This window comes from Amycolatopsis australiensis (assembly GCF_900119165.1).
GTDB lineage: Bacteria > Actinomycetota > Actinomycetes > Mycobacteriales > Pseudonocardiaceae > Amycolatopsis > Amycolatopsis australiensis.
The window spans coordinates 9,013,033-9,039,790 of record NZ_FPJG01000006.1 but is presented as its reverse complement, the minus strand read 5'-3'; the positions used below and the strand labels follow the sequence as shown (position 1 = coordinate 9,039,790).

Here is a 26,758-nt window from a genome sequence, read left to right as displayed (position 1 = left end):
GTCGGCGGATCGAGGCGCCGGTCTCAGCCGGCCCAGGTGAGCGTGTGCCGCTCGAACCCGCGTGCCGCCGCCACGCGGGCCGCTTCGGCGTCGGCCTCCTCACGTACCGCCGGGGGCAGCGGGTCGAACGCCGTCACGGTGAACGCCAGCTTCGCTCCGCTGCCCTTCGTGCGCCACGTCCCGGCGATGTCGCCGTCCGCGAGCAGCACCCCCGGGTTGCCCAGCATCTTCCAGACTTCCTTGCGCCGCGCGGGTTCCGGGACGAGCAGGGCCTTGTCGCGGGCCTGGACGAACGGGTCCAGCGGCGGCAGCAGCCGGACGAAGCCCGGTTCCGGCGGGTTCTCCAGCGCCGCGAGCCGGTCCGACGGCAGGTACCGGGTCTTGCCTTCGACCCGTACTTCGGCCAGGTCCGCCGGCCATGTCCGGTCGACCACCGCACGGGCCGTGCCCGCGAACTCCGCCGCGTCGCCCGGGGACGCCGGCCCGTTCAGCCGCAGGTACCGCTCGAGCACCGCGGTCGCCGCGGCCGGGTCCGGCGTCTTCCGCAGCCTGCCGCGGCCTTCCAGCGGGGCCAGCGTCGCCGGGGACGCGCCCGCGACCAGCCGGATCCCGCCGTGCGGGGTCGCGATGCGCATCAGCTGCTCCTGGATGTGCGTCGCGTTGCAGCCGCGGCACCACCGCGAGAACGACGGCGGCAGCGCCTTCGTCACCGCCGTGCTGACCGCGCCCTTCGTCATCGGTTTCGTGACGACCTTCCGGAGCGCGGCGGCCGCGGTGAAGAGGACCTCGGTCGCGGCCAGCCCGGTCGCCGCCATTTCCTTGCGCTGCCACAGCATCCGCGCCAGCGCGTCGGCGTCGTCGAGCGGGATCAGCGCCCGGATCGCCTCGGGCAGGTCCGCCCGCAGGTGGTAGTGCGGCGCGCCGCGCAACGTCCAGGCCAGGACCAGCCGCTCGTCGTCCTCGAGGGACGCCGGCGTGACCTCGCCGCCGAGCCGGGCCACGAGGGCCAGCAGCGCGGTGTCGCGCATGCTGTCCTGCAGCCCGGCCCGGACGACGGCGAGGTCGGCGACGTCCCGCGCCGTGCGGTGCAGGCCGTGCTCGGCGATGCGGTAGGCGAGAACCTGACGGCGGTCCACTTGCGGCTCCTAGAACGCGTACTCGAACGTGTAGCCGACCTTGTCCTCGCCGATCGCGCCCCCGGACGTGCCGCTGCCGGTGAGCCCGGCCAGCTCGCCGGTGCCCGAGCCGGGGACGACGGTGAACGTCGAAGCGATGCCCTTGGCGTCGAACGTGTACTCGTGGCGGATGATGAACGTCCCTTCGCGACCCTCGACCTTGCCCTCGAAGCGCTCGAAGCTCGGCGACGTCGTGTCGCCGCTTTCGTACCCTTCGCCGGCGTAGTACAGCAGAAGGTCGCAGCTCGACTCACCCTCGATGACCCCGCTGTACGCCATCGTGGCGTGGGCGTACGCCACCCGGGGGCCACCCTCGGTGCCGCTGACGATCTTCTCTTCCCAGTTCTTCGTGGTGAAAGCGTTCATGCGGATCACTCTGCCGGGCATACCTGTCAGCTTGTGTCAGGTTTTTCTGCCAAAATCGGCCCATGCGCGCGAGCCGTCTGCTGTCCGTCCTCCTGCTGCTGCAGAACCGCGGCCGGATGACGGCCGAGGAGCTGGCCGAAGAGCTGGAGGTCTCGGTGCGCACGGTCTACCGGGACATCGACGCGCTGTCCTCGTCCGGTGTCCCGGTGTATGCCGACCGCGGCCGGACCGGCGGCTACCGGCTCGTCGACGGCTACCGCACCCGGCTCACCGGGCTGACCGAGGAGGAGGCGCAGTCGCTGTCGCTGGCCGGGCTGCCGGTGGCGGCCGCCGAGCTCGGCCTCGGCACGGTGCTCGCGGCGGCCCAGCTCAAGCTGTACGCGGCGCTGCCGCAGGAGCTGCGTGATCGCGCGGGCCGCGTCGCCGAGCGGTTCTACCTGGACGTTCCCGGCTGGCACCGCGGCATCGAAAGCCTGCCGGTGCTGTCCGCCGTCGCCGACGCCGTGTGGTCGTCGCGCCGGATCCGGATCCGCTACGAGCGGTGGGGGCAGCGGGTCGTCGAGCGGGACGTCGAGCCGCTGGGGCTGGTCCTCAAGGCGGGCAACTGGTACCTCGCCGGCCGCTGCGACGGCACCGACCGGACCTACCGGATCTCGCGCGTGCTGGAGCTGACCGACCTGGGCGAGGAGTTCGAGCGGCCGGCCGGGTTCGACCTCGCGAAGTACTGGCAGGAGTGGTCCGAACAGTTCGAACGCCGGATGTTCCCGCGCGTCGCGGTGGTGCGGCTGTCGCCGCGGGCGCAGGCTCTCGTACCGTTCTACGCAGGTTCCGTCGGCACCCGCGCGTTGCGCGAGTGCCGCAACGAGCCCGACGCGGACGGCTGGCTCACCGTGGAGCTGCCGGTGGAGCCGGGCGAACCGGCCATCGGGGAGCTGCTGCGCTTCGGGCCGCACCTGGAGGTCCTCGAACCGGCGGACCTGCGGGCGGAGCTGGCCGCAGCGATCGAGGAGATGGGCGCGTTCTATGGCTGAGCTGAGCGGGATCGCCATCGGCGTCACGGCCGAACGCCGGGCGGACGAGTTCATCGGCGCGCTGGAACGCCACGGCGCGGAGGTCCGGCACGCGCCGACGATCACCATCGTGCCCCTGGACGCCGACCCGGAGCTGAAGGACGCCACCCTGAAGCTGGTGACGTCACCGGTCGACATCACGGTGGTCACGACGGGGGCGGGCTTCCGCGGCTGGCTCGACGCGGCCGAGGGCTGGGGCCTGCGCGACCGGCTGGTGACGGCGCTCGGCGCGTCCCGGATCTACGCGCGCGGCCCGAAGGCCGTGGGTGCGGTCCGCGGCGCCGGGCTGCGAGAGTCGTTTTCCGCGGAGTCCGAGTCGAACGCCGAGCTGTTCGGGGCGCTGGCCGCGGCCGGCGTGGGCGGTGCGCGGGTGGCGGTCCAGCTGCACGGGACGCCGCTGCCGGAGCACACGTCCCCGCTGGTCGCGGCCGGGGCTTCACTGGTCGAGGTGCAGCCGTACCGGTGGTTCTCGCCGCCGGACGTGCGGCCGGTGCACGACCTGATCGACGCGGCCATCGCGGGGGAGCTGGCGGCGTTGGCGTTCACGAGCGCCCCGGCGGCGGCGAATCTCCTGACGCTGGCCCGCTCCCACGGACGATATGACGCGTTGCTGGCGGCGATGCGCGGCGGGCTGGTGTGCGCGTGCGTCGGCCCGGTGACGGCGGCGCCCCTGGAGGCGGCGGGCATCGCGACGCTGCAGCCGGAGCGCCAGCGGCTGGGCGCGCTGGTGAAGCTGCTGGTCACCACGCTCGGGCGGTAGTCCTCGGCGGGCGGCCCGGACGGCACGTCGCGGAAGCTCTGCGCCACGAAGGTCACCCGTCCGTGCCCGAGGTCACGGGCCGGGCCGCCGTCACCAGGGCCCGGTGGCAGGTCAGGGTCGGGCGCTCCACCGGTGTCGTCGTCAGGCCAGGCTGTCATCCTCCGGTTTCCAGCGGTACCTGCGCAGGTCGACGCGCTGGCCGTCGGCCAGCACGCCCTCCGCCCGCAGCCGTTCGAGCTGGTCGTGCACCAGGTGCGGCGCCGGTGTCCCGTTCGCGCGCAGGATCCGGTGCCACGGCAGGTCGTGCCCGTCTTCGGCCAGGATCGCGCCGACCATCCGCGGCGACGGCGCGCCGGCGAGCGCCGCGATGTCGCCGTACGTCGCCACCGTGCCGGCCGGCACCGACTCGATGATCTCCCGCACCCGCTCGTGCAGCACGTCGTCCATGTCCCCACTGTGCCGCACGGGTACGACACTTTGCGTCGCCGCCCGCCGCAGCGGGCGAGGTCTTCGTCGCTCTCGAGCGTGCCGGTGCACCACCCGGGGGACCGGGCGTGGTTCCATCGCGGGGTGAACGGGAGGCGAACGGCGCAGGCGGACGCGCGGCTGGTGCGCACGCCGATCCCCGACGCACCCACGTTCACCTGGGACGAAGGCGCCCGGCGCGTGCTCTCCGCGCCCGGCGGGTTCCTCCGCGTGCTCGGCGGCCCCGGCACCGGCAAGACGTCGCTGCTCGCGACGGCCGCCACCCGCCGCATCGCCGAGGGCGCCGACCCGGAGAGCGTGCTGGTGCTCACGACGTCCCGCAAGGCGGCCGACGCGCTGCGCGCCGACATCACCCGCCGCCTCACCGCCGACCCGGACCAGGCGCGGCCGCTGCCCCGGACCGTCCGCGAGCCCCTGGTCCGGACCGTCCACTCGTACGCCTACTCGCTGCTGCGGCTGGAAGCGATCGCCGAAGAACTGCCGCCGCCGCGGCTGCTCGCCGGTGCCGAGCAGGATGTCGTCGTCCGCGAGCTGCTCGCCGGCGACCTCGACGAAGGGGCCGAGTACTGGCCCGAGCAGCTGCGGCCGGCGCTGATGGTCCCCGGCTTCGCCGAGGAGCTGCGTGACCTGCTGATGCGCGCCGCCGAGCGCGGGCTCGGCCCGGAGGACCTCGCCGAGCTGGGCCGCCGCCGCGGCCGCGACGAGTGGATCGCGGCCGGCCAGTTCTGGGCGCAGTACGAAGAGGTCACGCAGCTGCAGGGCGCGGGCGGCAACGCGCTGGGCGTGGCGAGCGCGCCCGCGCTGGACGCCGCCGAGCTGGTCACTTCGGCGCTGCTGGCCCTGGAGGACGACGACGAGCTGCGCGAACGCGAGCGCACCCGCGTCCGGCACCTGTTCGTCGACGACGCCCACCACCTCGACCCGCTGCAGACCAGCCTGGTCCGGATGATCGGGCACACCGCGGCCGAGTTCGTCGTGGCCGGCGACCCCGACCAGAACGTGTTCTCCTTCCGCGGCGCCGACGCGAGCCTGTTCGCCGACGCCGACCCGGACGGCAGCCGGACCGTCACGCTCACCACCGCCCACCGGCTCGCCCCGGCCGTCCGCCTGGCGGTGGCGAAGATCGGCGCGACGCTGCCGGGCGCGTCACCGCACCGCAAGATCGTCCCGCCCGCCGGGGCGTCCGGGGGCACCGTGCGGGTCCGGGTGATGCCGACCCCGGCCGCCGAGGCGAGCTGGATCGCCGACCAGCTCCGCCGCGCGCACCTCGTCGACGGCGTGCCGTGGTCGGAGATCGCGGTGCTCGTCCGCTCACCCGCGCGGACTTTCCTGGTGTTGCAACGGGCTCTGCGCGCGGCCGGCGTCCCGATCGGGTCGGCGACCGAGGAGCTGCCGCTGGCTCGCCAGCCCGCGGTACGGCCGTTGCTGGCCGTGCTGAAGCTCGCGCCGTCGCCGGAACTGCTGGACGTCGACCTCGCGGAGATGCTGCTGTCGTCGGCGCTCGGCGGCGCGGATCCGCTGGCGCTGCGGCGGTTGCGCCGTGGCCTGCGGCGGCTCGAACTGGCCGGCGGCGGGCAGCGGTCGAGTGACGAGCTGCTCGTGGAAGCGTTGCGCGGCGGGGACATCCTCGCCGGGTTGGCTGACGCGGAGGCCGAGCCGGTGCGGCGCGTCGGCGGGCTGTTGCGCGTCACGCACCAGGCCGTCGCACGCGGTGACGGCGTCGAGCAGGTGCTGTGGCAGCTGTGGCGGGAAAGCGGCCTGGAAGAGAAGCTGCTGAAGCAGATCGAGCGCGGCGGCTCGCTCGGGGCGCAGGCCGACCGTGACCTGGACGCCGTCGTCGCGCTGTTCGACGCCGCCGGCCGGTACGTCGACCGGCTGCCGCGCGCGAGCGTCGCGTCGTTCGCGGACTACCTGGGCGCGCAGCAGATCGCGGGCGACACGCTCGCCCCGGCGGCCGTGCCTTCCGACGGCGTCTCGCTGCTCACCGCGCACGCGGCCGCCGGCCGCGAGTGGACGGTCGTGGCCGTGGCCGGCGTCCAGGAGGGCGCGTGGCCGGACCTGCGGCTGCGCGGATCGGTGCTGGGCGTGGAACGGCTCAAGGACCTGATGTCCGGTGTGGACGACGACGCCGTCTCGGCGACCGCGCCGATCCTCGCCGAGGAACGGCGCCTGTTCTACCTCGCGATGAGCCGGGCGAAGCGGACGCTGCTGGTCACGGCGGTGTCCGGAGAGGACGAACAGCCGTCGCGCTTCCTCGACGACCTCGAGGAGAACGGCGCCGACGACGGTGGCCTGGACTCGCGGATGAAGCCGCCGGGCCGGTCGCTGGTGCTCGCCGAGCTGGTGGGCGAGCTGCGCGAGGTCGTCTGCGACGACAAAGCCGACCCGGCCCGCCGCCGTCGCGCGGCGAAGCAGCTGGCCCGGCTGGCGGAGGCGAAGGTGCCGGGCGCGCACCCGTCGACGTGGTACGGCCTGCTCCCGGCGTCGACGGACGAGCCGGTGCACCCGCCGGGCGACCTGATCCGGATCTCACCGTCCACGGTGGAAATCCTGACCAAGTGCCCGCTGCGGTGGATGATCGAGCGGCACGGCGGTTCGGACCCGGCCCAGCTGGCCGCGGTGACCGGGACGCTGGTGCACGGGCTGGCGCAGGCGGTCGCGGCCGGGTCGACGGACGCGGAGCTGCAGGCGGCGCTGGACGAGGCGTGGGTCCGCGTCGACGCGGGCGCGCCGTGGTTCTCGCGGCGCGAGCGGCGGCGGGTCGAGCAGATGCTGCAGAACTTCGTGACGTGGCTGGAGCGCAGCCGCGCCGAGCTGAAGGAAGCCGGGGTCGAGCAGGACATCGAGGTCGAGCTGCCCGCCGGGGGCGCGGACGAGGTCCGGGTGCTGCTGCGCGGCCGGGTCGACCGGGTGGAGCTGGACGCGGACGGGCGGCCGGTGATCGTCGACATCAAGACGGGCAAGGTCCCGGTGTCCGGCGCGGACGCGGAGGCCCACCCGCAGCTGGCGGCGTACCAGCTGGCGGTGCTGCTGGGCGCGATCAAGGGCAGCAACGAGCCGGGCGGCGCGCGGCTGGTGTACGTCGCGAAGGCGAACAACAAGACGGGGTCGACGGAGCGCTCGCAGCCGCCGCTGGACGAGGTGGGCGGCAAGCAGTGGCTGGACCTGGTCCGCGACGCGGCGGCGTCGGCGGCCGGGCCGGACTACCAAGCCCAGGAGAACCCGGACTGCGACCGGTGCCCGGCGCGGGGCTGCTGCCCCCTGCGGCCCGAGGGACGGCAGGTGCCAGGCCCGTGACCACAAAAGACGTCGTGAGTGAGAAACAGTGTTCTAACCCTGTTTCTCACTCACGACCGGGTGGGGGGCGCCGGTGAGCCCGCTCGTCGTCGCCAACCCCGTCGAGCCCGCCGAGCTGGCCGACGCGCTCGGGCTGCACCGGCCGACCCCCGAACAGGCCACCGTCATCGCCGCGCCGGTCGAGCCGTCCCTGGTCGTCGCCGGGGCCGGGGCCGGGAAGACCGAGACGATGGCCGCGCGCGTCGTCTGGCTCGTCGCCAACGGCATCGTCAGCCCCGATCGGGTCCTCGGCCTCACCTTCACCCGCAAGGCCGCGCGTCAGCTCGGCGAGCGCGTCCGGGCGCGGCTGCGGCGGCTCGCCGGCTCCGGGCTGCTCGACCGGCTCGACCCCACCGGCGGCCTGCGCGCCACGGTGGTCGCCGGCGAACCCACCGTCCTCACCTACCACGCCTACGCCGGCCGCCTGCTGTCCGAACACGGCCTGCGGCTGCCCGTCCAGCCCGGCGTCCGGCTGCTGTCGGAAACGTCGTCGTGGCAGATCGCGCACCGCGTCGTGTCCACTTGGGACAATGAGCTCGACACCGACCGCGTGCCGCCGACCGTCACCGCCGACCTGCTGCAGCTGGCCGGCGAGCTGGGCGAGCACCTGATCTCGACCGAGCAGCTCGCCGAATACACGACGTGGATGTGCCGCGTCATCGAGAACGCCCCGCGCGCCAAGGGCCAGCGGGCCGCGCTGCCGCAGAAGCTCACCGAAATCATGGCGGCGCAGCACTTCCGGCTCGCGCTGCTGCCGCTCGTCGAGGAATACCACCGGCGCAAGCGGAACGAAGGCGCGCTCGACTTCGCCGACCAGATGTCGCTGGCCGCGCAGCTGGCGAGCGGCTACCCGTCGGTCGTGCGCGGTGAACGCGAACGCTTCGGCGCCGTGCTGCTCGACGAGTACCAGGACACCGGGCACGCCCAGCGCGTCCTGCTGCGGGCCCTGTTCGGCGGCGTCGAAAACCCGCCCATGCCGGTCACCGCGGTCGGCGACCCCGCGCAGGCCATCTACGGCTGGCGCGGGGCCAGCGCGGCCAACCTGCCCCGCTTCACCACCGACTTCCCGCGCTTCGACGGCGAACGGCTCGTCCCCGCGCACGAGTTCGGGCTGCTGACCAGCTTCCGCAACCCGCCGGAGATCCTCGACCTCGCCAACGCCATCGCCGAACCGCTGCGCGCCCGCGGCCTCGGCGTCGAACGACTGCGGGCCCGCGACGGCGCCGGGCCCGCCGACATCGCGTGCGCGCTCCTGCCGGACATCCGCGCCGAACGCGCGTGGGTCGCCGACGCCCTCGCCCGGCGCTGGTACGCCCACCAGGAGCAGACCGGCAAGCCGCCGACCGCCGCCGTGCTCGTGCGGCGCCGCGCCGACATGGCGCCGATCGCCGCGGAACTGCGGGCGCGCGGGCTGCCGGTCGAGGTCGTCGGGCTCGGCGGGCTGCTCGACGAGCCCGAGGTCGCGGACCTCGTCTCGACGTTGAAGGTGCTCGCCGACCCGCTGTCGGGCAGCGCGGCCGCCCGGCTGCTGACCGGCGCGCGGTGGCGGCTCGCGGCGGCCGACGTCGCCGCGTTGTGGCGGCGGGCCGGCGAGCTGTCGAGCCCGGAGAAGTCCTCCGACACGCCCGAGCTGGTCGTGGAACGCGTCGAGCAGGCCGGGCTGATCGACGCCATCGACGAGCCCGGCGACCCGTCGCGCTACTCGGCCGAGGGCTACCAGCGGATCCGGCGGATCGGCCGGGAGCTCGCGGCGCTGCGGCGGCGGCTCGACCAGTCGCTGCCGGAGCTCGTCGCCGACGTCGAGCGGACGATGCTGCTGGACGTGGAGTCGCTGGCCCGGCCGGGCTCCGCCGGGCGGGCGCACCTGGATGCGTTCGCCGAAGTCGTCACCGACTACGCCGAAACGGCACCGACCGCCACCCTCTTGTCCTTTGTGGACTACCTGAACACGGCCGCGCACGCCGAAGACGGGCTCACCCCCGGCGAGGTCGAGGTCGTGCCGGACCGCGTGCAGGTGCTCACCGTGCACTCGGCGAAGGGCCTCGAATGGGAGGTCGTCGCCGTGCCGCACCTCGTGCACGAGGTGTTCCCGGGACGGCGGCGGTCGTCTTCGTGGCTGCGGACGGCGACGTCGCTGCCCGCGGCGTTGCGCGGCGACTCGGAAGACCTGCCGGAGCTGCGGATCGCCGAGGGCTACGACCGCAAGGAAGTCCAGGACGGGCTGGAGCAGCACGAAGCGGGGTTCGTCGAGCGGGAGCAGGCGGAGGAACGCCGGCTCTGCTACGTCGCGCTGACGCGGTCCGAGCACGCGCTGATCGTGTCCGGGCACTGGTGGAACGAAAGCAGCAGCCGGTTCAAGGGCCCGTCGGAGTTCCTCACGGAGATCGGCGACGTCCTGCGCGAGACGGGCGCCGGGGAGATCGCCGAGTGGGCGCCGGAGCCGGCCGCCGAGGAGGAGAACCCGCTCGTCTCGGACTCACGTGCGGCCAGGTGGCCGGTGGACCCGCTGGCCGATCGCCGCACCGGCGTGCAGACCGGCGTGGAGCTCGTTTTCGAAGCATTGTCCACTCCGGACGACGAAGAGTCCGAAGAGGACGATCCCGACGGCTGGACGACCGACACCGACGTCCTGCTGGAGGAGTGGGCGCGCAAGGACGACCACGTCAAGCGGGTGCCGCTGCCGTCGCGGCTTTCGGTGAGCCAGCTGGTCGCGCTGGCCGAGGACGCCGGCAAGCTGGCGGCGGACCTGCGCCGCCCGCTGCCGGTGGAGCCCAACAGCTTCGCCCGCCGCGGCACGGAGTTCCACGGCTGGCTGGAACGCCGCTTCGCCGGTGACCAGCTCATCGAGATCGACGACCTCCCCGGCGCCGCCGACTTCGGCGAAGCACCCGACGCCGACTTCGAGCAGCTGCGGGCGGAGTTCGAGAAGAGCGAGTGGGCGTCCCGGGTGCCGCACGCGGTGGAGGTCGCGTTCTCGGCGGACGTCGAGGGCATCACCCTGCGCGGCCGCATGGACGCCGTGTTCCGGCATCCGGACGGCTACTGGGAGGTCGTGGACTGGAAGACGGGCGCGGTCCCGCCGGAGTCCCGCCTGCCGGCGCTGGCGGTCCAGCTGGCGGCCTACCGCATGGCGTGGGCGGCGCTGAAGAACGTCCCGGTCGAGCAGGTCCGCGCGGCGTTCCACTACGTCCGCGCGAACCGCACGATCCGCCCGGCCGACCTGCTGGACGCCGAAGGACTCCGCCGGCTGCTGCGCGAGATCCCCGAGGCGTGAGCAGTTCGCGCGAGTTGCGCGTCGTCGCGGACCTTCAGCGCCCAGGCGATGAGCGGCCACTGCAGCGGCAGCCGCGCCCAGGCGATCGCGCGGCGCGGGAGCGGGGCGGTGCGCGCGTCCATCGCCATCTTGACGTTCCCCGGGAACACCCCCAGGAACAGCAGGGCCGCCAGGAGACCGCCCAGGCGGCGCGTCCGGGGCACGGCCACCGCGGTCGCCACGGCCAGTTCCGCGCCGCCCGACCCGTACGTCCACGCACGCCGGGACCCCGGCAACGCCCGCGGGATCAGCCCGTCGAACGGCTTCGGCACCGCGAAGTGCAGGACGCCCATGAACCCCAGTACCGCGGCCAGGACGCGCGCGGGCCGGTGCGAAATCGCCATGGACTTCATGCTTCCACGCGGCGGCCGGGTACTCCGTTCGGCTATCCTCCGGGCGTGAGTGACGCTCGACACCTGCCTCCGGGAGCGGGTGCATGAAAGCCCTGAAGCGGTTGCCGCTGGGCAGTCTCACCGATCGGCCCGACCACGAGCTCGTCGGCATCCTGCGGATGCCCGAGCTGACGGTCAGCCCGCTTCGCTCGATCGTGAAGCGGATCATCGGCGCGCTGCTCGCGCTGCTGGCCACGGTGATCATCGTGTACCTCGACCGCGACGGCTACCGCGACGCGAACGGCGACGGCCTGTCCCTGCTCGACAGCCTGTACTACGCCACCGTCTCTCTTTCGACGACCGGCTACGGCGACATCGCGCCCGCGACGTCGTCCGCCCGCCTGGTGAACGTGCTGGTGATCACCCCGCTGCGGGTGCTCTTCCTCATCGTCCTGGTCGGGACCACCCTGGAGGTGCTCACCGAGCGCTCCCGGCAGGCGTTCAAGATCCAGAAGTGGAGGACGAAGGTGCGCGACCACACCGTCGTCGTCGGGTTCGGCACCAAGGGCCGGTCCGCCGTCAACGCGCTGCTCGGCGACGAGAACGTCGCCCCGGGCCAGATCGTCGTCGTCGACACCGACCAGCAGGCCCTCGACCAGGCCAGCGCGCTCGGCCTCGTCGCCGTGCACGGCTCAGCCACCCGGGCCGACGTCCTGCGCGTCGCGGCGGTGCAGCACGCGCGCGCGGTCGTGGTCGCGCCGAACCGCGACGACACGGCGGTGCTCGTCACGCTCACCGCCCGCGAGCTGGCACCGAAGGCGCACATCGTGGCGTCGGTGCGGGAGGCGGAGAACGTCCACCTGCTCAAGCAGTCCGGCGCCAACCAGGTCGTGGTGTCCAGCGAGACGGCGGGCAGGCTGCTCGGCATGGCGACGTCGACGCCGCTGGTCGTCGACATCATGGAGGACCTGCTGACACCGGAGTCGGGGCTGGCGATCGCCGAGCGGCCGGTGGAACCGTCGGAGGAGGGCGGCTCGCCACGGCACCTGTCGGACCTGGTGCTGGGCGTGGTCCGCGACGGCGTGCTGTACCGCGTGGACGCCCCGCAGGCCGACGCGATCGAGCCCGGCGACCGGCTGCTGTACGTCAAGAAGGTGACGCCGGCGGAGAAGATCGAGCAGCGATAGCCCCGGCCGAGCGCCCCAATGTGGCCTTCGGTGCGTGGGACGCACCCAAGGGGGCCTTGGGTGCGTGGGACGCACCCAAGGGGGCCTTGGGTGCGTGGGACGCACCCAAGGTGGCCTTGGGTGCGTGGGACGCACCCAAGGTGGCCTTCGGTGCTCCTCCCATGCCCCCGCCGCCGCCCTCAGCGGAGGCGCTTCGCGCCGCGGTGCTGATTCAACGCAACCAAGGCCGCCTTGGGGCGCTCTGGGCTCGACCAGGGCGCCTGGGTTTTGGCCGCGGGATCTGGAACCATGGCGAAGTGCCTCCGCGATCCCTCGCCCTGAAGTGGCCCACGGTGGCGATCCCCGCCGCGGCGGGCGTGCTCGTCGTGCTGCTCGCCTGGCTCGCCGGGCCCGGGCTGCTCGGCATCACCGGCGACACCCTCGGCGCGCCGGTGGCCGCCGAGGTGACCAAGCCGGCGCCGTGCGACAAGCCGGACGCCGTCGAGACCGTGAAGTTCACCGTCGCCGGCAAGACCCACGTGGGCACCTTCAACGGCTGCGGGCACGGCCAGGGCGAGCGCGTCGACGTCAGCGTGCCGGACCAGCTGCCCGACCAGGGCACGGTGACCGTCCAGGCCGCGGACACCTCGCCCGGCGCGTCGGACGCGCGCCGCCCGCTGGGGCTGGCGCTGCTGGTGTTCGCGTGCTTCTCCGGCGGGATGTACGTCTACCTCGTGCTTCGCACGCAGCCGCGGCCGAAACCGGCTAGCTGACCTCGGACGACGGCGCCGCGAACGTGTTGCAGTCGGCGATCCGGTTGCTCGTCGCGCCCGCCCGCCACCAGGACGCGTAGTGCGCGTTCGTCCCGTGGTCGTGGCTGCGGGAGGTGTTGTCGCCGCGGGTTTCCTGGTCGTTCCAGGCCTTGTTGTACATGTCGCGGCTGATCGTGCCGCCCTGGTCGACGTGCGCGCCGAGGAACATGCCCGAGAAGCACTGGGCCTGCAGCTCCTTGCGCCGCGACATCTCCAGCCCGGCCGGGCTGTTCTGGCCCGCCTCGTAGATCTTCTGCCAGGCCGCGTCCATCAGCCCGGCGACCTCCTGGACGTGGTGGCCGTACTCGTGGGCGAACAGGGCGAGGTAGACGCCGGGGTTGTTGCCGTACTGGTCGGTCTGCAGCCCGCGGAACGGGACGTACAGGTTGTTTTCGCAGTAGTACGCGGCGGTCGCGATGCCGACCTGGATGGTGCCGCACTCGGTCTCGAAGCTGGCGCCGGTCGGGAAGTGCAGCGCCGGCGGCGTGAACGGCAGGTGGTAGGCCTCGAGGAACGGGCCCCACGCGGCGTCGAGGCACTTGCTGGCGGCGGTGAAGAAGGCTTCCGCGCCGTCCTGCGTGCTCTGCCACGGCGGCAGGTTGCAGACGCGGTTCTGCAGGCCCGCGTTCGGGTCCTGCAGGATCGGGTGGTCGGCGAGCTTGAGGATCTTCTGCGGGCCGGTCGCGCTGGGGGTCGACGGCTCGGTCGACGGGTTCGACGCCGAAGCCGGCGCGCCGGCGCCACCGGGCGGCAGCTGCGAAGGACTGTCCTGCGACGGCGGTGCGTCGCGGTAGTTGGCGTTGGCCAGCGGCGTTTCGTCGCGGTTGAGGGCCACGATCGCGACCAGCCCGAGCACCAGCACGGCGATGGCGCCGAGGCACACCCCGATCACGGCGGCCGGCGAGCGGCGCCGCGGCGCGGCCACCGCGTGCGGGCGGCCCAGCCAGGGCAGATCCGGCGGCACACCCGGCACCGGCGGCGGCTGGACGGTTCCGCGAGGCGGCGGTACCCGGCCGGGGGGCGGTTGCGTCACTGGGCAGTCCCGAAGGGTCTCGGTACGGACCGGGGGTACCCGATCCCGCGGTTCAGCATATCGGGGGAACGGGGCCTCTCGCACCCGTCTGTGCGCACGCAGTCACCGCGCCCGGACGTCACCCCAGGTCTGGCCGGGTGTCAGCGGCTCTGAGAGAGTGTCGGCAAGCAGGCACTGCAGGCGAGGGGCTTCGATGACAGACACCGGTGGCGCGCCCGGCGGCGAGGGCGCCGGCACGCCGACACCCAGCCAGGGCGTCCCCCAGGCACCCGTCCCCGGTTCGGGTGAAGCGAAGCCGCCGGAAGGCCACGGGCAGTCACCGGCCACGCCGCCGCGCGGGTGGCAGCCGCCGGACACTCAGGCGACGCCCGCGGGCGCGTCGCAGGCGGCCGGGTGGGAGCCGAGGGACGCGCAGGGGGCCGGTGCGCCGGTATCGACGGGCGGGTGGCAGCCACCGGATGCACCGGGGGCTTCCGTGGGCGGTCCGCCGCAGCCTGGCCCGCAGCCGCCGTCGGGCGGTGGGTGGGGTCCCGGCACACCGCCGCCCTTCTCCGGCGCACCGCCGCAGGGGCGCGGCTGGCACCCGCACGGCCTCGGCAAGCCCGGTGTCATCGCGCTCCGGCCGCTCAACGTCGGCGACGTCCTCGACGGCGCCATCACCGCCATCCGGCGGCACCCGCTGCTGATCCTCGGCATCGGTGCCGTCATGGCCGTCGTGAACGCCGCGATCGGCTTCCTCGTCCAGCGGCTCGTGCTCCCCGACCTGGAGAACCTCACCGCGACGAGCAGGCTCGGCCCCGGCGCGACCGAAGAAGAGCTGCAGAACGCCGTCTTCGGCGCGTTCGGCGACCTCTTCCTCGCCCTGATCCCGTCGCTGCTGATCTCGACCCTGCTGCTGACCGTCACGACCGGGCTGATGGCCGCGGTGATGGGCCGCGCCGCGCTCGGGCGCGAGGTCAGCTTCGGCCTCGTGTGGCGCGAGGTGCAGCCGCGGTTGCTGCCGCTGCTCGGCGTCGCGTTCGTCTACGCGCTGGTCACCACCGTCGGGCTCATGCTCTGCATCATCCCCGGCGTGGTCGCCTGGGTGTTCTGGGCGCTGGCCGCGCCCGCGCTGGTGCTCGAACGCGGCACGTTCCGCGAAGCCTTCGCCCGCACGGCCAAGCTCGTCAGCGGCGCGTTCTGGCGGGTGCTCGGCATCCTGGTGCTGGCGAAGGTGATCGAGTCGTTCTTCGAGAACATCATCCAGCTGCCGTTCGCGCTCGGCACCGGCGTGTTCAGCCAGGTGCTGAACCCGGGCAAGGTGTACGTGCCGAGCACCGGCGACCTGCTGCTGGCCTCGGCCGGGCAGATCGTCTCCGGCACCATCGCGATCCCGTTCGTCACGCTGGTCACCGTGATCGTCTACCTCGACCAGCGGATGCGCCGCGAAGGCATGGACATCGAGCTGGCCCGCGCGGCCGGCGTGCAGCCGCCGCAGGCATGGTGACGCTGGTCCCGCGAGACATCCCGGTCGGCATCGACCGGGACGACGCCCGGCGCGCCGCCGCCCACGAGCTGAGCGACCCGAAGTACCGGGACGCGCGGCCGAACGTCCTGCAGCAGCTCGGACAGTGGCTCGGCGAGCAGCTGGAAAAACTGCTGAACGGCCTCTCGTCGGTGGTCCCGGGCGGGATCTTCGGCCTGCTGCTGGTGGTGGTGCTGCTGATCGTGCTCGTCGTGGTGATCCGGCTGCGCACCGGCAAGGTCGCGCGCGCCGCGCGCGCCGAGCGCGCCGTCTTCGGCGGGCAGCGGCAGAGCGCCGACGACTACCGCCGCTCGGCCGCCGAAGCCGCCGCGGGCGGCCGGTACGGCGACGCCGTCCGCGACCGGTTCCGGGCCGTCGTCCGCGGCCTGGAGGAACGCGCGCTGCTGGACGCGCGGTCCGGCCGGACGGCGGACGAGGCCGCCGCCGAGGCCGGGGTGCTGCTGCCGGACCTGGCCACCGGCCTGCGGCAGGGGGCGCGGCTGTTCGACGACGTCCACTACGGCGGCCGTGAAGGCACCGAGGCGGCCTACCGCACGCTGACCGAGCTGGACGAACGCTGCCGTCGTGCGCGGCCGGTCGCCATGGCGGGCTCGTGAGCACCTCGGTCTCTCCGGACGCGCGCCGGATCTGGCGCGGGGTGCGCGTCCCGCTCGCGCTGGTGGCCCTGATCTTCCTCGCCGGTGCCCTGCTGCTGCTCGGCCGCGGCGAGCAGACGCACGGCGCCCTCGAACCCGGCTCCTACGAGCCCGGCGGCGCGCACGCGCTCGCGAAGCTCCTGCGCGACCAGGGTGTCGACATCCGGACGGCGCACACCATGGCCGAAGCGGACGACGCGGTCGGCGAAGACGCGACGCTGCTGGTCACCCGGCCCGACCTGGTCCCGGCGAAGCGGCTCGACGCGCTGCGGCAGCGTGCCGCGGACGTCGTCCTGGTGACGCCGGGAGCGCCGACCCTGCACGACTCCCTGCCGCTGGTGCACGCCGCGGGCCGCAGCGACATCGGCACGCTGAGCCCGCAGTGCACGGTCGCCGCGGCGGTCGCGGCGGGCGACGTCACGCTCGGCGGCATCGGCTACACCTCGCCCGGCGCGCGCTCGTGCTACCCGGGCGAGGACGGCGGCGGCACGCTGCTGCAGCTCGCCGACTCGGGCGGCACGACGACGCTGCTCGGCGACCCGGCGCCGCTGACCAACGAGCGGCTCGCCGAGCAGGGCAACGCGGCGCTGGCGCTGCACCTGCTGGGCGCGCACCCGAAGCTGGCCTGGTACCTGCCGTCCACAATGGACCCCGGGCTCGACGACTCGCGGAAGCCGATCTCCGCGCTGATCCCGGACGGCTGGTACTACGGTGCCGCCCAGGTGGGCGTCGCCGCGGTGCTGCTGGCGCTGTGGCGGGCCCGCCGGCTCGGTCCGGTGGTCACCGAGCCGCTGCCGATCGTGGTCCGCGCGGCCGAGACGGCCGAGGGCCGCGCCCGGCTGTACCGGCGGGCGAAAGCCGCGGGACACGCGGGCGAAACGCTGCGGGAGGCGGCCCGCGCGCGGTTGCGGTCCGCGCTCGGCCTGCCGCGTGACGCCGGCCCGGCGGCGCTGGTGCACTCGGTGAGCGCGCGCACCGGCCGTCCGGCGAACGACGTCGGCGCGGTGCTCTACGGCCCGCCGGTGCCGGACGACCCGGCGCTGGTCCGGCTGGCGGACGAACTGGACAGGGTGGAACGAGAGGCAGGGCGAAGTTGAGCAGCGGTACCGAAAACGCGACCGGGGCCCGCGACGCGCTGATCGCGCTGCGCGCCGAGGTCGGCAAGGCCGTCGTCGGCAACGACGCCGCGGTCACCGGGCTGATCCTGGCGCTGCTCTGCCGCGGGCACGTGCTGCTCGAAGGCGTCCCCGGCGTGGCGAAGACGCTGCTGGTGCGGGCGCTGGCGGCGGCACTGGACCTGGAGACCACGCGCGTGCAGTTCACCCCGGACCTGATGCCCGGCGACGTCACCGGTTCGATCGTCTACGACGCGCACAGCGGCGAATTCTCCTTCCGCGAAGGGCCGGTGTTCACGAACCTGCTGCTCGCCGACGAGATCAACCGGACGCCGCCGAAGACGCAGTCGTCGCTGCTGGAGGCGATGGAGGAGCGGCAGGTCTCGATCGACGGGAAGTCGCGGCCGCTGCCGGACCCGTTCATCGTCATCGCGACGCAGAACCCGGTGGAGTACGAGGGCACCTACCCGCTGCCGGAGGCGCAGCTGGACCGGTTCCTGCTGAAGCTGACCATGCCCGCGCCCTCGCGCGAGGACGAAATCGGCATCCTGTGGCGGCACGCGCAGGGCTTCGACCCGCGCAACCTGGCCGCGGCGGGCCTTCGCGCGGTCGCCGGTGCCGCCGAACTCGCCGCCGCGCGGGAGGCCGTGGCGCGGGTGACGGTCGGGCCCGAGGTGATCGGGTACGTCGTCGACCTGTGCCGGGCGACGCGGCAGCTGCCGTCGGTGCGCCTCGGCGTTTCTCCCCGTGGTGCCACGGCGTTGCTCGCGGTGACCCGCGCCTGGGCGTGGCTCGCCGGCCGCGACTACGCGACCCCTGACGACGTGAAAGCCCTGGCCCGGCCCGCGTTGCGGCACCGGCTGGACGTGCGGCCGGAAGCCGAGCTGGAGGGCGTCACCGCGGACGGCGTGCTCGACCGCGTGCTCGCCTCCGTGCCCGTGCCGCGCTGACATGGCCGTCACCGGGAGGCTCGGGCTGCTGGCGCTGTTCGGCGCGCTGGTCGTCGGCCTGCTGCTGCCGTCGGAGACCGGGCTGCTGGCGGCCGGCGCGGTGCTGCTGGCACTGGTCGTGGTCGACCTGGTGCTGGCGGGAAGCGTGCGCGCGCTGACGTTTTCGCGGTCCGGCGACACGTCCGTCCGGCTCGGCGAACCGGCCGAGGTGACACTGGTGGTGGCCAACCCCGGCCGGCGGGCCGTGCGCGGCCTGCTGCGGGACGCGTGGCCGCCGAGCGCGGGCGCCGAAGACCGGCACGCGTTGCGCGTTCCGCCGGGGGAGCGGCGGGCGCTGGTCACGGCGTTGCGTCCGTCGCGACGGGGCGACCGGACGGCGGCGCGGGTCACGGTCCGCTCGATCGGGCCGCTGGGCCTGGCGGCGCGGCAGGGTTCGCACGAGGTGCCGTGGACCGTGCGCGTGCTGCCGCCGTTCCACAGCCGCAAGCACCTGCCGTCGCGGCTGGCGCGGCTGCAGCAGCTCGACGGCCGCAACGCGGTGCTGATCCGCGGCCAGGGCACGGAGTTCGACTCGCTGCGCGAGTACGTGATCGGCGACGACGTCCGGTCGATCGACTGGCGGGCGACCGCGCGGGCGGCGGACGTGATGGTCCGGACCTGGCGTCCCGAGCGGGACCGCCACGTCGTGGTTGTGCTGGACACCGGCCGCGTGTCGGCGGGCCGGGTCGGCGACGCCCCGCGGCTCGATGCGGCGATGGACGCGGCGCTGCTGCTGGCGGCGCTGGCGTCCCGGGCCGGTGACCGCGTCGATCTCCTGGCGTACGACCGGCGGTTGCGGGCGGCGGTCCAGGGCTCGTCCGGGGCGTCCCTGCTGACGTCCCTGGTGAACGCGATGGCGCCGCTCGAGCCGTCGCTCGTCGAGACGGACGCGCGGGGAATGGTCGCGGAAGTCCTCCGGCGGACGCGCCGCCGCGCGCTGGTCGTGCTGCTGACCGGGCTCGACGCGGCGCCGCTGGAGGAGGGCCTGTTCCCGGTGCTGAGCTCGCTGACCGCACGGCACGAGCTGATCGTCGCGTCGGTCGCGGACCCGCGGGTGGCGGAGATGCTCGCGGGCCGCGGTGACGCCGAGGCGGTGTACGACGCGGCGGCGGCTTCGCGGACGATGGCGGAGCGTTCGCGCGTGACCGAGCGGCTCGGGCGGCACGGCGTGAGTGTCGTGGACGCGGTGCCGGAGGAGCTGCCGCCGGCGTTGGCGGACCGGTACCTGGCGCTGAAGGCAGCCGGGCGGCTCTAGGCCGACTCGGGCAGCGCGTCGCCGGCGTCGCGCGCGTCGAGGTCGCCGACTTCGCCGTCGTTCGCCGCTCGGCGGCCGAGCGTGAAGACGTAGACCAGGAACAGCACCTCCACCGCCACGCCGATGCCGACGCGGACCCACGTCGGCCAGCCCGACGGCGTCACGAACGCTTCGATGAGCCCGGACACGAACAGCACGCACGCCAGCCCGAGCGCCATCACCACGACCGACCGGCCCTGCTCGGCGAGGGCTTGCGTGCGGGACCGGCGGCCGGGGTCGACCACCGTCCAGCCGAGCTTCAGCCCGGTGCCCGCCGCGACGAACACCGCCGTCAGCTCGAGGAGGCCGTGCGGGAGCAGGAGGCCGATCATGACGTCGCCGCGGCCCGCCGCGCTCATCGCGCCGATGATCAGGCCCGCGTTGAGGGAGTTGAGCCAGAGCGCGCCGATCACCGGCAGGCCGAGCGCGATGCCGAGGAACAGGCAGGTCGCGGCCACCCAGGCGTTGTTCGTCCACACGCGCGCCGCGAACGACGTCGCCGGACCGGTCGAGTAGTAGCTTTCCGCCTCGCCGCCGGGCCGGGTCAGCTGGTTCAGCTCGTCCGGCGTCCCGATGGCCGCGCGGACGTGCGGGTCGCCGGCGACCCAGACGGCGATCACCGCCATCACCGCGATCGACACCAGCGCCGCCGGGATCCACCAGCGCCGCGAGAGGTAGACGGCGGCGGGGAAGCGGCGCGTGAAGAACAGGGCGACTTCGCGCCAGGCCGGGTTGTGCGACCCGGAGATCGCGCTGCGGCCCCGGGCGACGAGCCCGGAGAGCCTGCTCACCAGCGCCGGGTCGGGCGCGACCGACCGGACGATCGACAGGTGCGTCGCGGTCCGCTGGTAGAGCGTCACCAGCTCGTCGGCTTCCGCGCCGGTCAGCTTGCCGCCGCGGTGGGTCAGCTCGCCGAGCCGGCGCCACTCCGCCGAGTGCGCCGCGACGAAGACGTCCACATCCACCCGGCCAGCCTATCCGTGGCTACGCTGGGCCGCGTGCGCGAGGAATCCGAGCTGGTCACCGGCGAAGCGGTCGTCCTGGACCTGCGGGTCGCGAAGCTCGCCAGCCGCGCGCTGGCGATGGCGCTGGACGTCCTCGTGCAGTTCGCGCTGCTGCTGGGCGCGATCTTCGTGCTGACGCTGGCGGTCCCGGCCGGCGACGAAGCCCTCGCGCTGACGCTCGTCCTGGTGTTCCTGGTGCTGATCATGGTCGGCTACCCGGTGCTGTTCGAGACGCTGTCCCGCGGCCGGTCGCTGGGCAAGCTGGCGGTGGGGCTGCGCGTGGTCCGCGTCGACGGCGGCCCGATCCGGTTCCGGCACGCGCTGGTGCGCGGGCTGGCCGGGTTCGTCGTGGACTTCTGGACGCTGGGGCTGTTCGGCGCGGTCGCGGTGATCGTGTCGCTGTGCTCGTCCGACGGCCGCCGCGTCGGGGACTTCCTGGCGGGCACGCTGGTGATCCGCGAGCGGGTCCCGGAGAGCGCGGGCCAGGCGGCGATCGCGATGCCCCCGGGCCTGGAGGGCTGGGCGGCACAGCTCGACCTGACCCGGCTCCCGGACGACCTGGCGCTGGCGAGCCGCCAGTTCCTGACGCGCCACACCCAACTCGCCCCCGAGGCGGCGCACGCGCTGGGCTGGGGGCTGGCGCAGCAGGTGGGCAACGCGCTGGGCACGCCGGTGCCGCCGGGAGTGCCGCCGTGGGCGTTCCTGGCGGCGGTGCTGGCGGAGCGGAGGAACCGGGACCAGGCCCGAGCGGTGGAGGCGTACCGGGCGAAGGTGGATGCGGCGCGCGGGCAGGGGTTTTCGGCGCAGGACCCGAGTTATGCGGCGTCGGGCCAGCGTTATGCGGCGCCGGGTCTGGGGCAGGCAGTTGAGACTCAGGGCCATGCGGCGCCGGTTCCTGGGCAGGGCTGGGTGGCGCCGGGCCAGGGTTATGCGGCGCCGGGTCTGGGGCAGGCGGCACCGGTTCCTGGGCACGCGGTGGCGAGTTCTGGGCAGGGCTGGCTGGCGCAGGGCCCGGGGTATGCGGCGCCCGGCCCGGGGCAGGCCGCTCAGGCCCAGGACTATCCGGGGCCGGGGCAGGCGGCGGCGAGCCCGGGGCAGGCGGCACCCGTTCCCGGGCAGGCGGCGCAGGATGTGCCGACTCCGCCGTCCGGCAACCCGTTCACTCCACCCAGCTGAGCCCGGCTAGGAGACGTCCGCCGAGGCCGAGAGCCACGTGTTGCACTGCTGGTTGCGGTTCTTCGTGGCGCCGTGCTGCCACCAGGCGATGTTGTGCTTGGCGCTGCCGTGGTCGCGTTTGCCGTTGCGGGCGTAGTCGTCGCCGCGGTCCTGGGCGTTCCAGGCTTCGTTGTAGATGTTCTTGTCGACCGAGCCGCCGGAGACCGACGCCGAGCCGAGGAACATGCCGGAGAAGCACTGCGCCTCGAGTTCCATGCGGCGGGAAAGTTCCAGGCCGAGCGCGGAGTCGGCGCCCGCGTCGTAGCGCTGGCTGCTGTACGCGTCGTCGATGCCGGCCAGGTTCTGCACGTGGTGGCCGTACTCGTGGGCGAGGATCGACAGGTACGGGCCGGGGTGGTTGCCCCACGTCTCGATCTCGATGCGGTCCATGGGCATGTAGATCGTGTCGTTGGACGGGCAGTAGAACGGCGTGACACCGGTGGCCGTCCCGCCGCTGCCGCACGGCGTCGAAGATTCGGAGAGCGACCGCGGCACCGACAGGTTCGGCGTGCGGAACGGCAGGTTGACCGCGCCGAGCATGCGGGACCACATCGCGTCGAGGCAGCCGATGCCGGACTGGAAGAACCGGGTGGCGCTGTTCTGGTCGGTCGCCCACCGGCTCAGCGAGCAGGGGATGTTCTGCAAGCCGTAGTCGGGGTTGGCGAACAGCGGGTTGTCGCCGGTGGCCGCGACCGGGCGGGGGCCGCGCGGGGTTTCGGACGTCGGGGTGGCGCTGGTGCGTTCGGACGTGCGCGTCGTGCTGGTGGTCTCGGTGGTTTCGACGGTCGTTTCGCTGGGAGTTTCCGAGGTTTCGGAAGTTTCGGAGGGGTAGGTGCTGGAGTACCCGGCGTCGGCGACGTGCCGGGTGCTGCCCCCGAGCAGCGCGACACCGGCGACGAGGCCTCCGACAACGGCGACGATCCCGATGATGGCCACGGCCACGACGACCCCGGCATTCGACTTCTTGGCGACGTAGGGGGTGTAGCCGGGGGCGAACCGCGGCCCGAGGTAGCTGGGCGCCGGCGGACGGGAGAAGGCGGGAGCCGGCGCCACGGCGGCAGGCGGCGGAAGCGGAGCCCGCGCCGGCGGGGGAGCGGGCGGCCGGAAGGCCGGTCCCTGGGCGGGGAAGGCTTGCGGTCCGCGCGGAGGCTGCCCGGGGTGTGACGGCCACCCGCCTCGGTTCGGCTGGGGCGGCCGGCCTTGCGGGCCTTGGCGAGAGGCTGGGCCGGGTGCTCCGCCGGGTCCTTGGTTCGGCGCCCCGCCGGGCTGCCTCGGCATACCGCCAGGCCCGTGGGGTGATCCGGGTTGCGGTGTGCTGCCAGGCGCTCCGCCGGGCCCGGCGCCGCCGGGCTGCCCCGGCGTGGGCCCGGCGAAGCCAGGCGCTTGGCCTGCCGTGGCGCCGGTTCCGCTCGGCGTCGTGCCGCCGGGGCTCTGCCCTGGTGTGCGGTGGGGTCCGTGCGGCGCTCCGCCGGACTGCCCCGGCGTGGCCCGGGCGCCGCCGGGGGTCCCGCTCGGCGTCGTGCCGCCGCGGCCCGGCCCGGCGCCGCCGGGCTGCCCCGGCGTGGGCCCGGTCGCGCGGGGTCCTCCACTCGGCAACTGCCCAGGCGCACCACCCGGCCTGCCCGGCGGCAACGGCCGCACCCCGGGCGGTGGCAACGGCCGCGCCCCCGGTGGTGGGCGGCGCGGGTCGTGCGGGTCTTGCGTCATGAAGCTGGAACCCCCCGTGCGATTTCCCCGTCGGAACCGCGTCACCTGCGGTGATCTCGCCGTTCCGGGCGTCAGCATAGATCGGGTGCTCTAGGGTGTGGTGCTGTGTTGAGGAAATGGGGGACGGCGGCCGCGGTCGCTGTCGCGGCTCTCTCGGTCGCCGCCGGGCCCGCTGCCGCCCAGGGGGGTCCTTCCGCCGGGCCCGTGCTGCCCAACCTGCCCGATGACCAGGTCAAGAAACCCCAGCTGCTCAGCGGCAACGACGTCCAGCCGCCCGAAGGCGTCACCGCCGACGTCGCCCTCAAGGTCCTCCGCGACGGTGGCCTCGAGGTGACCGAGCACGTCACCGTTCCCGGCGGCAAGCAGCTCACCTCGCGCGTTCCCCTCCGCGTCTCGGCCGGTGACGACCAGGACCGCGTCTTCGCCGTCACGGACGTCAAGACCGAAGGCGCCGCCACCAGCCGGCCCACCGGCGACCAGCTCGTCCTCGCCTTCACCGGCGGCGCGAGCACCGTCACCTACCGGGTCGACGGCGCCGTCGCCGACCAGGGCGGCCGCCAGCAGGTGCGCTGGCAGGTCGGCAGTGGCTTCGACACCCCGCTCGCCAAGCTCACCGCCTCCTTCCTCGCGCCGTCGACGCAACTGTCCCCTGTGGACTGCTTCGCCGGCCCGATCGGCTCCAGCCGCCGCTGCACCCTCGCCGAGCTGGACCACACCGGTGTCGTCCGCCTCGAGCAGGACGGGGTCCAGCCCGGCGAGCGCGTCGACCTCCTCGTCGGCCTTCCCGCGAACACCGTCCCGGCGAACGCGCGGTTCGCCGACGTCGGCCTCTTCGCCACCGCCTTCGCGCTGACCCCGCTCACCGGGGCGGGCTTCGCCCTCCTGCTCGTCTTCCTCGTCGCCGGCGGCCTCTTCGTCCGGCGGCGCCGCAAGGCCGACGCCGGCGCGCTCGCCGCCGCCACCGGCCCGGTCGAGGTCCTGCTGCGCGACGGCGACCGCGTCCACTTCGCCAGTCCCGACGGCGTCCTGCCGGGCCAGGTCGGCACCGTCGTCGACGAGACCGTCGACGTCGTCGACATCAGTGCCACGGTCGTCGACCTGGCGGTCCGCAACTACCTCTGGCTGGCCGAAGTACCCGGCCCGGACTGGCAGATCACCCGCCGCAACCCGCCCGACGAGCACCTGCACGACTTCGAGCGCGCCGTCTACGAGACGCTGCTGCCACCGGGCACCGACGCCGTCCTCGTCTCGCAGCTGCGCGCCCGCGGCGGCCTCGACCTGCGCAGGATCAGCGACGCGATGTACGCCGACGTCGTCGCCAAGCGCTGGTTCTCCCGCCGCCCGGACACCGCGCGCGGCCGGCTGACCTGGCTCGGCGCCGGGATCTTCGCGTTCGGCCTCGCCGCCACCGCCGTGCTCACGTTCACCGTCGGCGAAGCGCTGCTCGGCGTCGCGGTCGCGCTGGCCGGGCTCGCCGTCGCCGCGGCGGCCGCGCTGCTGCCGTCCCGGACCGCGCGGGGCCGGGCGCTCGCCGGCCAGGTCCGCGGCCTGCTCGACTACCTGCACACCGCCAGGGCCGAGGACATCCCGCCGGCCGATCGCGAGCTGGTGTTCTCGCGGTCGCTGCCGTACGCGGTGGTGCTCGGCGACACCGAACGCTGGCTCGGCGCCTTCGCCGGGCTGAACCCGGCGTCCGACGGCTCGGCCGGGCTCTACTGGTACGGCGGGATGGAGACCGACCACGACCTGCGCCGGTTCGGCGCGCGCTTCCCCTCGTTCCTGACCGCGCTCGACGGGCTGCTCACCGCGGCCGGCCGCACCGCCCGCTGACGTGCTCGCGGTCGCCGCAGTGGCGCTCTTCCTGGCCGCGGCGCCCGTGGACCAGCCGCCGCTGCCGGCCGTGCCGCAGAGCGCGGAGATCCAGCTCAAGCTCGAACGCGACGGCTCGCTGTCGGTCGTCGAAGCGGTCTCGGTCCCCGAGGGCGTCACGATGGACCGCCGCGTCCAGCTGCGGGTCCCCGCGCCGCACCACCGCGACCGGCTCTTCACGATCCGCGACGTCGTCGTCGAAGGCAGCGGCAACGCCCAGGTCGGGCCGGACGCGTTCACCGTCCGCCTCACGTCCGGGACGTCGATCGTCCGGTACACAGTGGACGGTGCGGTCGCCGGGAACCGCGTCACGTGGGAGCTGGCGGGCGGCTGGAGCACCGACCTCAAGTTCATCCGGGCCTCCTTCGCCTCGCCGCGGATCCCGGCCGCCGTCGACTGCCTCGCCGGGCCGCCGGACTCGGACTTCCCGTGCGGCGCCGCCCAGGTCGACCACGCCGGCCTGACCCGGTTCAGCCAGCAGAACCTCGCCGCAGGCGACCGGATGACCGCGACCGTCGAGCTGCCCGGCGGCACGGTCCCCGCGAACGCGGTGCTGGTCCCGGCGAAGACCCTCGCCGGCGCGTTCGTCCTCACCGCCCCGGTTGCCTGGGCCTGGGCGGCCTTCGGCGCGTTCCTGCTGGCCGCGGCCGCGTTCGCCGGGTTCGCCCGCCGCCGTGACACCGGCGACCCGCCGAAGGCCGGCCTGCTCGCCGGCAACGGCGAGTTCGCGTCCCCGGACGGCGTGCTGCCGGGGCACGCCGGAGTCCTGCTGCACGGGCGCGCCGGTCCCGCCGACCTCGCCGCTACCGTGCTGGACCTCGCCGTCCGCAACTACGTCTGGGTGAGCGAGGGCACCCGGCTGACCCGCCGCAACCCGCCCGACGAGCACCTCACGGCCTTCGAGCGTGCCGTCTTCGACGCCGTCCTGCCGGAGGACTCGGTGACCCTCGCCGAACTGCGGCAGCGGCACGTCGAGGTGCCCCGGGCCGAACTGACCGCCGACCTCGTGGGCCGTGGCTGGCTGCGCCGTCCGGGACGGCTGCGTCGCGCCGGGATCCGGGTCGCCTGCTACGGGGTGTTCCTCACCGTCCTGCTGGCGCTGACCGCCGGGTACGCCCAGCTCGGCGTCATCCTGACGCTGGCCGGGGTCGCCGTCTCAGCGGGCTCGGCGCTGCTGCCCGAGCGGCGGCGGGCGGGCACGGGCGTGGCGCGGCGCCTCCGCGGCGTCGCGGCCGGGCTGGCGTCCGCCAGGCCCAAGGACCTGACGAAGCCGCAGCGTGAGCTGGTCTTCTCGCGGGGTCTGCCGTACGCGCTCGCTCTGGGTGAACTGGGCCCGTGGGTCGCCGCGTTCGACGCCGTCCGGCACCCGCCGCCGATCTACTGGCACGACGGCGACACCACCCCTGACCAGGCCGGATCCTTCGCGATCCAGCTGACCGGAGCCCTGGCCACGACCCGCCGCGGCCACCTCCGCGACCTCGTGCGTGAGAAACAGGGTCAGCACACTGTTTCTCACTCACGAGCCGGGACGCCGGGAACCGCGGGGGCGTCGTAGG

Annotated in this window: 19 protein-coding genes and 2 pseudogenes; 14 read left to right on the top strand and 7 right to left on the bottom strand. The window is 74.2% G+C overall.

From position 1 onward, the window contains the following. Window positions 1-23: 23 nt before the first annotated feature. Window positions 24-1,136, bottom strand: a complete 1,113-nt coding sequence (locus BT341_RS42970) for a DNA glycosylase AlkZ-like family protein (RefSeq protein ID WP_072481658.1) — start codon at window positions 1,134-1,136, stop codon at window positions 24-26. Between the two features lie 9 nt (window positions 1,137-1,145). Continuing rightward, entirely contained in the window at window positions 1,146-1,541 is a 396-nt protein-coding gene (locus BT341_RS42965; protein WP_072481657.1) for a DUF3224 domain-containing protein, read from the bottom strand. Window positions 1,542-1,603: 62 nt separating this feature from the next. Here BT341_RS42965 and BT341_RS42960 point away from each other — a divergent pair, with 62 nt between their 5' ends. Then, window positions 1,604-2,572: a helix-turn-helix transcriptional regulator gene (locus BT341_RS42960; RefSeq protein ID WP_072481656.1), complete on the top strand. Its 969-nt coding sequence runs from the start codon at window positions 1,604-1,606 to the stop codon at window positions 2,570-2,572. After that, window positions 2,565-3,371: a uroporphyrinogen-III synthase gene (locus BT341_RS42955; RefSeq protein WP_072481655.1), complete on the top strand. Its 807-nt coding sequence runs from the start codon at window positions 2,565-2,567 to the stop codon at window positions 3,369-3,371. The genes BT341_RS42960 and BT341_RS42955 overlap by 8 nt, the downstream gene beginning before the upstream one ends. A 141-nt stretch (window positions 3,372-3,512) precedes the next feature. On the opposite strand, the gene BT341_RS42950 is transcribed toward BT341_RS42955, so the two are convergent. Continuing rightward, a complete protein-coding gene (locus BT341_RS42950; RefSeq protein WP_072481654.1) occupies window positions 3,513-3,818 on the bottom strand; it encodes an MGMT family protein in 306 nt (101 codons plus the stop codon). A 162-nt stretch (window positions 3,819-3,980) separates the two neighbouring features. Between BT341_RS42950 and BT341_RS42945 the strand changes: the two genes are divergently transcribed. Beyond that, a complete protein-coding gene (locus BT341_RS42945; RefSeq protein ID WP_072482497.1) occupies window positions 3,981-7,154 on the top strand; it encodes an ATP-dependent helicase in 3,174 nt (1,057 codons plus the stop codon). A gap of 73 nt (window positions 7,155-7,227) precedes the next feature. Then, window positions 7,228-10,467 carry an ATP-dependent helicase gene (locus BT341_RS42940; protein WP_072481653.1) on the top strand — a complete coding sequence of 1,080 codons (3,240 nt, stop codon included), beginning with the start codon at window positions 7,228-7,230 and terminating at the stop codon, window positions 10,465-10,467. Window positions 10,468-10,484: 17 nt separating this feature from the next. On the opposite strand, the pseudogene BT341_RS42935 reads toward BT341_RS42940, so the two are convergent. Continuing rightward, a pseudogene (locus BT341_RS42935) lies at window positions 10,485-10,850 on the bottom strand (DoxX family protein); the annotation flags it as partial. A 92-nt stretch (window positions 10,851-10,942) separates the two neighbouring features. Here BT341_RS42935 and BT341_RS42930 point away from each other — a divergent pair. Both BT341_RS42930 and BT341_RS42925 read left to right on the top strand, forming a co-directional pair. After that, entirely contained in the window at window positions 10,943-12,025 is a 1,083-nt protein-coding gene (locus BT341_RS42930) for a potassium channel family protein (protein ID WP_072481652.1), read from the top strand. A gap of 332 nt (window positions 12,026-12,357) precedes the next feature. Continuing rightward, a complete protein-coding gene (locus BT341_RS42925; protein ID WP_072481651.1) occupies window positions 12,358-12,777 on the top strand; it encodes a hypothetical protein in 420 nt (139 codons plus the stop codon). On the opposite strand, the gene BT341_RS42920 is transcribed toward BT341_RS42925, so the two are convergent. Next, entirely contained in the window at window positions 12,770-13,789 is a 1,020-nt protein-coding gene (locus BT341_RS42920; protein WP_084743166.1) for a neutral zinc metallopeptidase, read from the bottom strand. The two genes, BT341_RS42925 and BT341_RS42920, sit on opposite strands and share 8 nt — an antisense overlap. A 535-nt stretch (window positions 13,790-14,324) precedes the next feature. On the opposite strand from BT341_RS42920, the gene BT341_RS42915 reads away from it, so the two are divergent. From BT341_RS42915 to BT341_RS42895, 5 genes are read left to right on the top strand one after another with little or no spacing between them, the layout of a single operon-like run. Beyond that, window positions 14,325-15,335: a hypothetical protein gene (locus BT341_RS42915; RefSeq protein WP_245805287.1), complete on the top strand. Its 1,011-nt coding sequence runs from the start codon at window positions 14,325-14,327 to the stop codon at window positions 15,333-15,335. Then, window positions 15,329-15,970, top strand: a complete 642-nt coding sequence (locus BT341_RS42910) for a DUF4129 domain-containing protein (RefSeq protein WP_072481649.1) — start codon at window positions 15,329-15,331, stop codon at window positions 15,968-15,970. The genes BT341_RS42915 and BT341_RS42910 overlap by 7 nt, the downstream gene beginning before the upstream one ends. Beyond that, window positions 15,967-17,106 carry a DUF4350 domain-containing protein gene (locus BT341_RS42905; protein ID WP_072481648.1) on the top strand — a complete coding sequence of 380 codons (1,140 nt, stop codon included), beginning with the start codon at window positions 15,967-15,969 and terminating at the stop codon, window positions 17,104-17,106. The genes BT341_RS42910 and BT341_RS42905 overlap by 4 nt, the downstream gene beginning before the upstream one ends. Beyond that, window positions 17,103-18,074 (top strand): AAA family ATPase, encoded by a 972-nt coding sequence (locus tag BT341_RS42900; RefSeq protein ID WP_072481647.1) that lies wholly within the window; start codon window positions 17,103-17,105, stop codon window positions 18,072-18,074. The genes BT341_RS42905 and BT341_RS42900 overlap by 4 nt, the downstream gene beginning before the upstream one ends. Before the next feature lies 1 nt (window position 18,075). Further along, window positions 18,076-19,368, top strand: coding sequence for a DUF58 domain-containing protein (locus BT341_RS42895; RefSeq protein ID WP_072481646.1), 1,293 nt, complete (start codon window positions 18,076-18,078; stop codon window positions 19,366-19,368). Here BT341_RS42895 and BT341_RS42890 read toward each other — a convergent pair. Continuing rightward, window positions 19,365-20,372, bottom strand: a complete 1,008-nt coding sequence (locus BT341_RS42890) for a stage II sporulation protein M (protein WP_072481645.1) — start codon at window positions 20,370-20,372, stop codon at window positions 19,365-19,367. The genes BT341_RS42895 and BT341_RS42890 overlap by 4 nt on opposite strands. A gap of 33 nt (window positions 20,373-20,405) precedes the next feature. Here BT341_RS42890 and BT341_RS42885 point away from each other — a divergent pair. Then, window positions 20,406-21,350: pseudogene (locus tag BT341_RS42885) on the top strand (RDD family protein); the annotation flags it as partial. 243 nt (window positions 21,351-21,593) lie between these two features. Here the strand turns inward: BT341_RS42885 and BT341_RS42880 are convergent. Beyond that, on the bottom strand, window positions 21,594-22,679 hold the full coding sequence (locus tag BT341_RS42880) for a neutral zinc metallopeptidase (protein WP_245805286.1): 1,086 nt from the start codon (window positions 22,677-22,679) through the stop codon (window positions 21,594-21,596). A gap of 759 nt (window positions 22,680-23,438) precedes the next feature. Between BT341_RS42880 and BT341_RS42875 the strand changes: the two genes are divergently transcribed. Both BT341_RS42875 and BT341_RS42870 read left to right on the top strand, forming a co-directional pair. Next, the gene (locus BT341_RS42875; RefSeq protein ID WP_072481644.1) at window positions 23,439-25,163 is read left to right on the top strand and encodes a DUF2207 domain-containing protein; all 1,725 of its coding nucleotides are present in this window, start codon (window positions 23,439-23,441) and stop codon (window positions 25,161-25,163) included. 19 nt (window positions 25,164-25,182) lie between these two features. Continuing rightward, window positions 25,183-26,757, top strand: coding sequence for a DUF2207 family protein (locus BT341_RS42870; RefSeq protein WP_245805285.1), 1,575 nt, complete (start codon window positions 25,183-25,185; stop codon window positions 26,755-26,757). Window position 26,758 lies beyond the last annotated feature (1 nt).

Coding starts and splice junctions, on each gene's coding strand:
- BT341_RS42965 (WP_072481657.1), bottom strand. CDS start 1,541: ATGAACGCTTTCACCACGAAGAACTGGGAAGAGAAGATCGTCAGCGGC.
- BT341_RS42960 (WP_072481656.1), top strand. CDS start 1,604: ATGCGCGCGAGCCGTCTGCTGTCCGTCCTCCTGCTGCTGCAGAACCGC.
- BT341_RS42955 (WP_072481655.1), top strand. CDS start 2,565: ATGGCTGAGCTGAGCGGGATCGCCATCGGCGTCACGGCCGAACGCCGG.
- BT341_RS42950 (WP_072481654.1), bottom strand. CDS start 3,818: ATGGACGACGTGCTGCACGAGCGGGTGCGGGAGATCATCGAGTCGGTG.
- BT341_RS42930 (WP_072481652.1), top strand. CDS start 10,943: ATGAAAGCCCTGAAGCGGTTGCCGCTGGGCAGTCTCACCGATCGGCCC.
- BT341_RS42910 (WP_072481649.1), top strand. CDS start 15,329: ATGGTGACGCTGGTCCCGCGAGACATCCCGGTCGGCATCGACCGGGAC.
- BT341_RS42895 (WP_072481646.1), top strand. CDS start 18,076: ATGGCCGTCACCGGGAGGCTCGGGCTGCTGGCGCTGTTCGGCGCGCTG.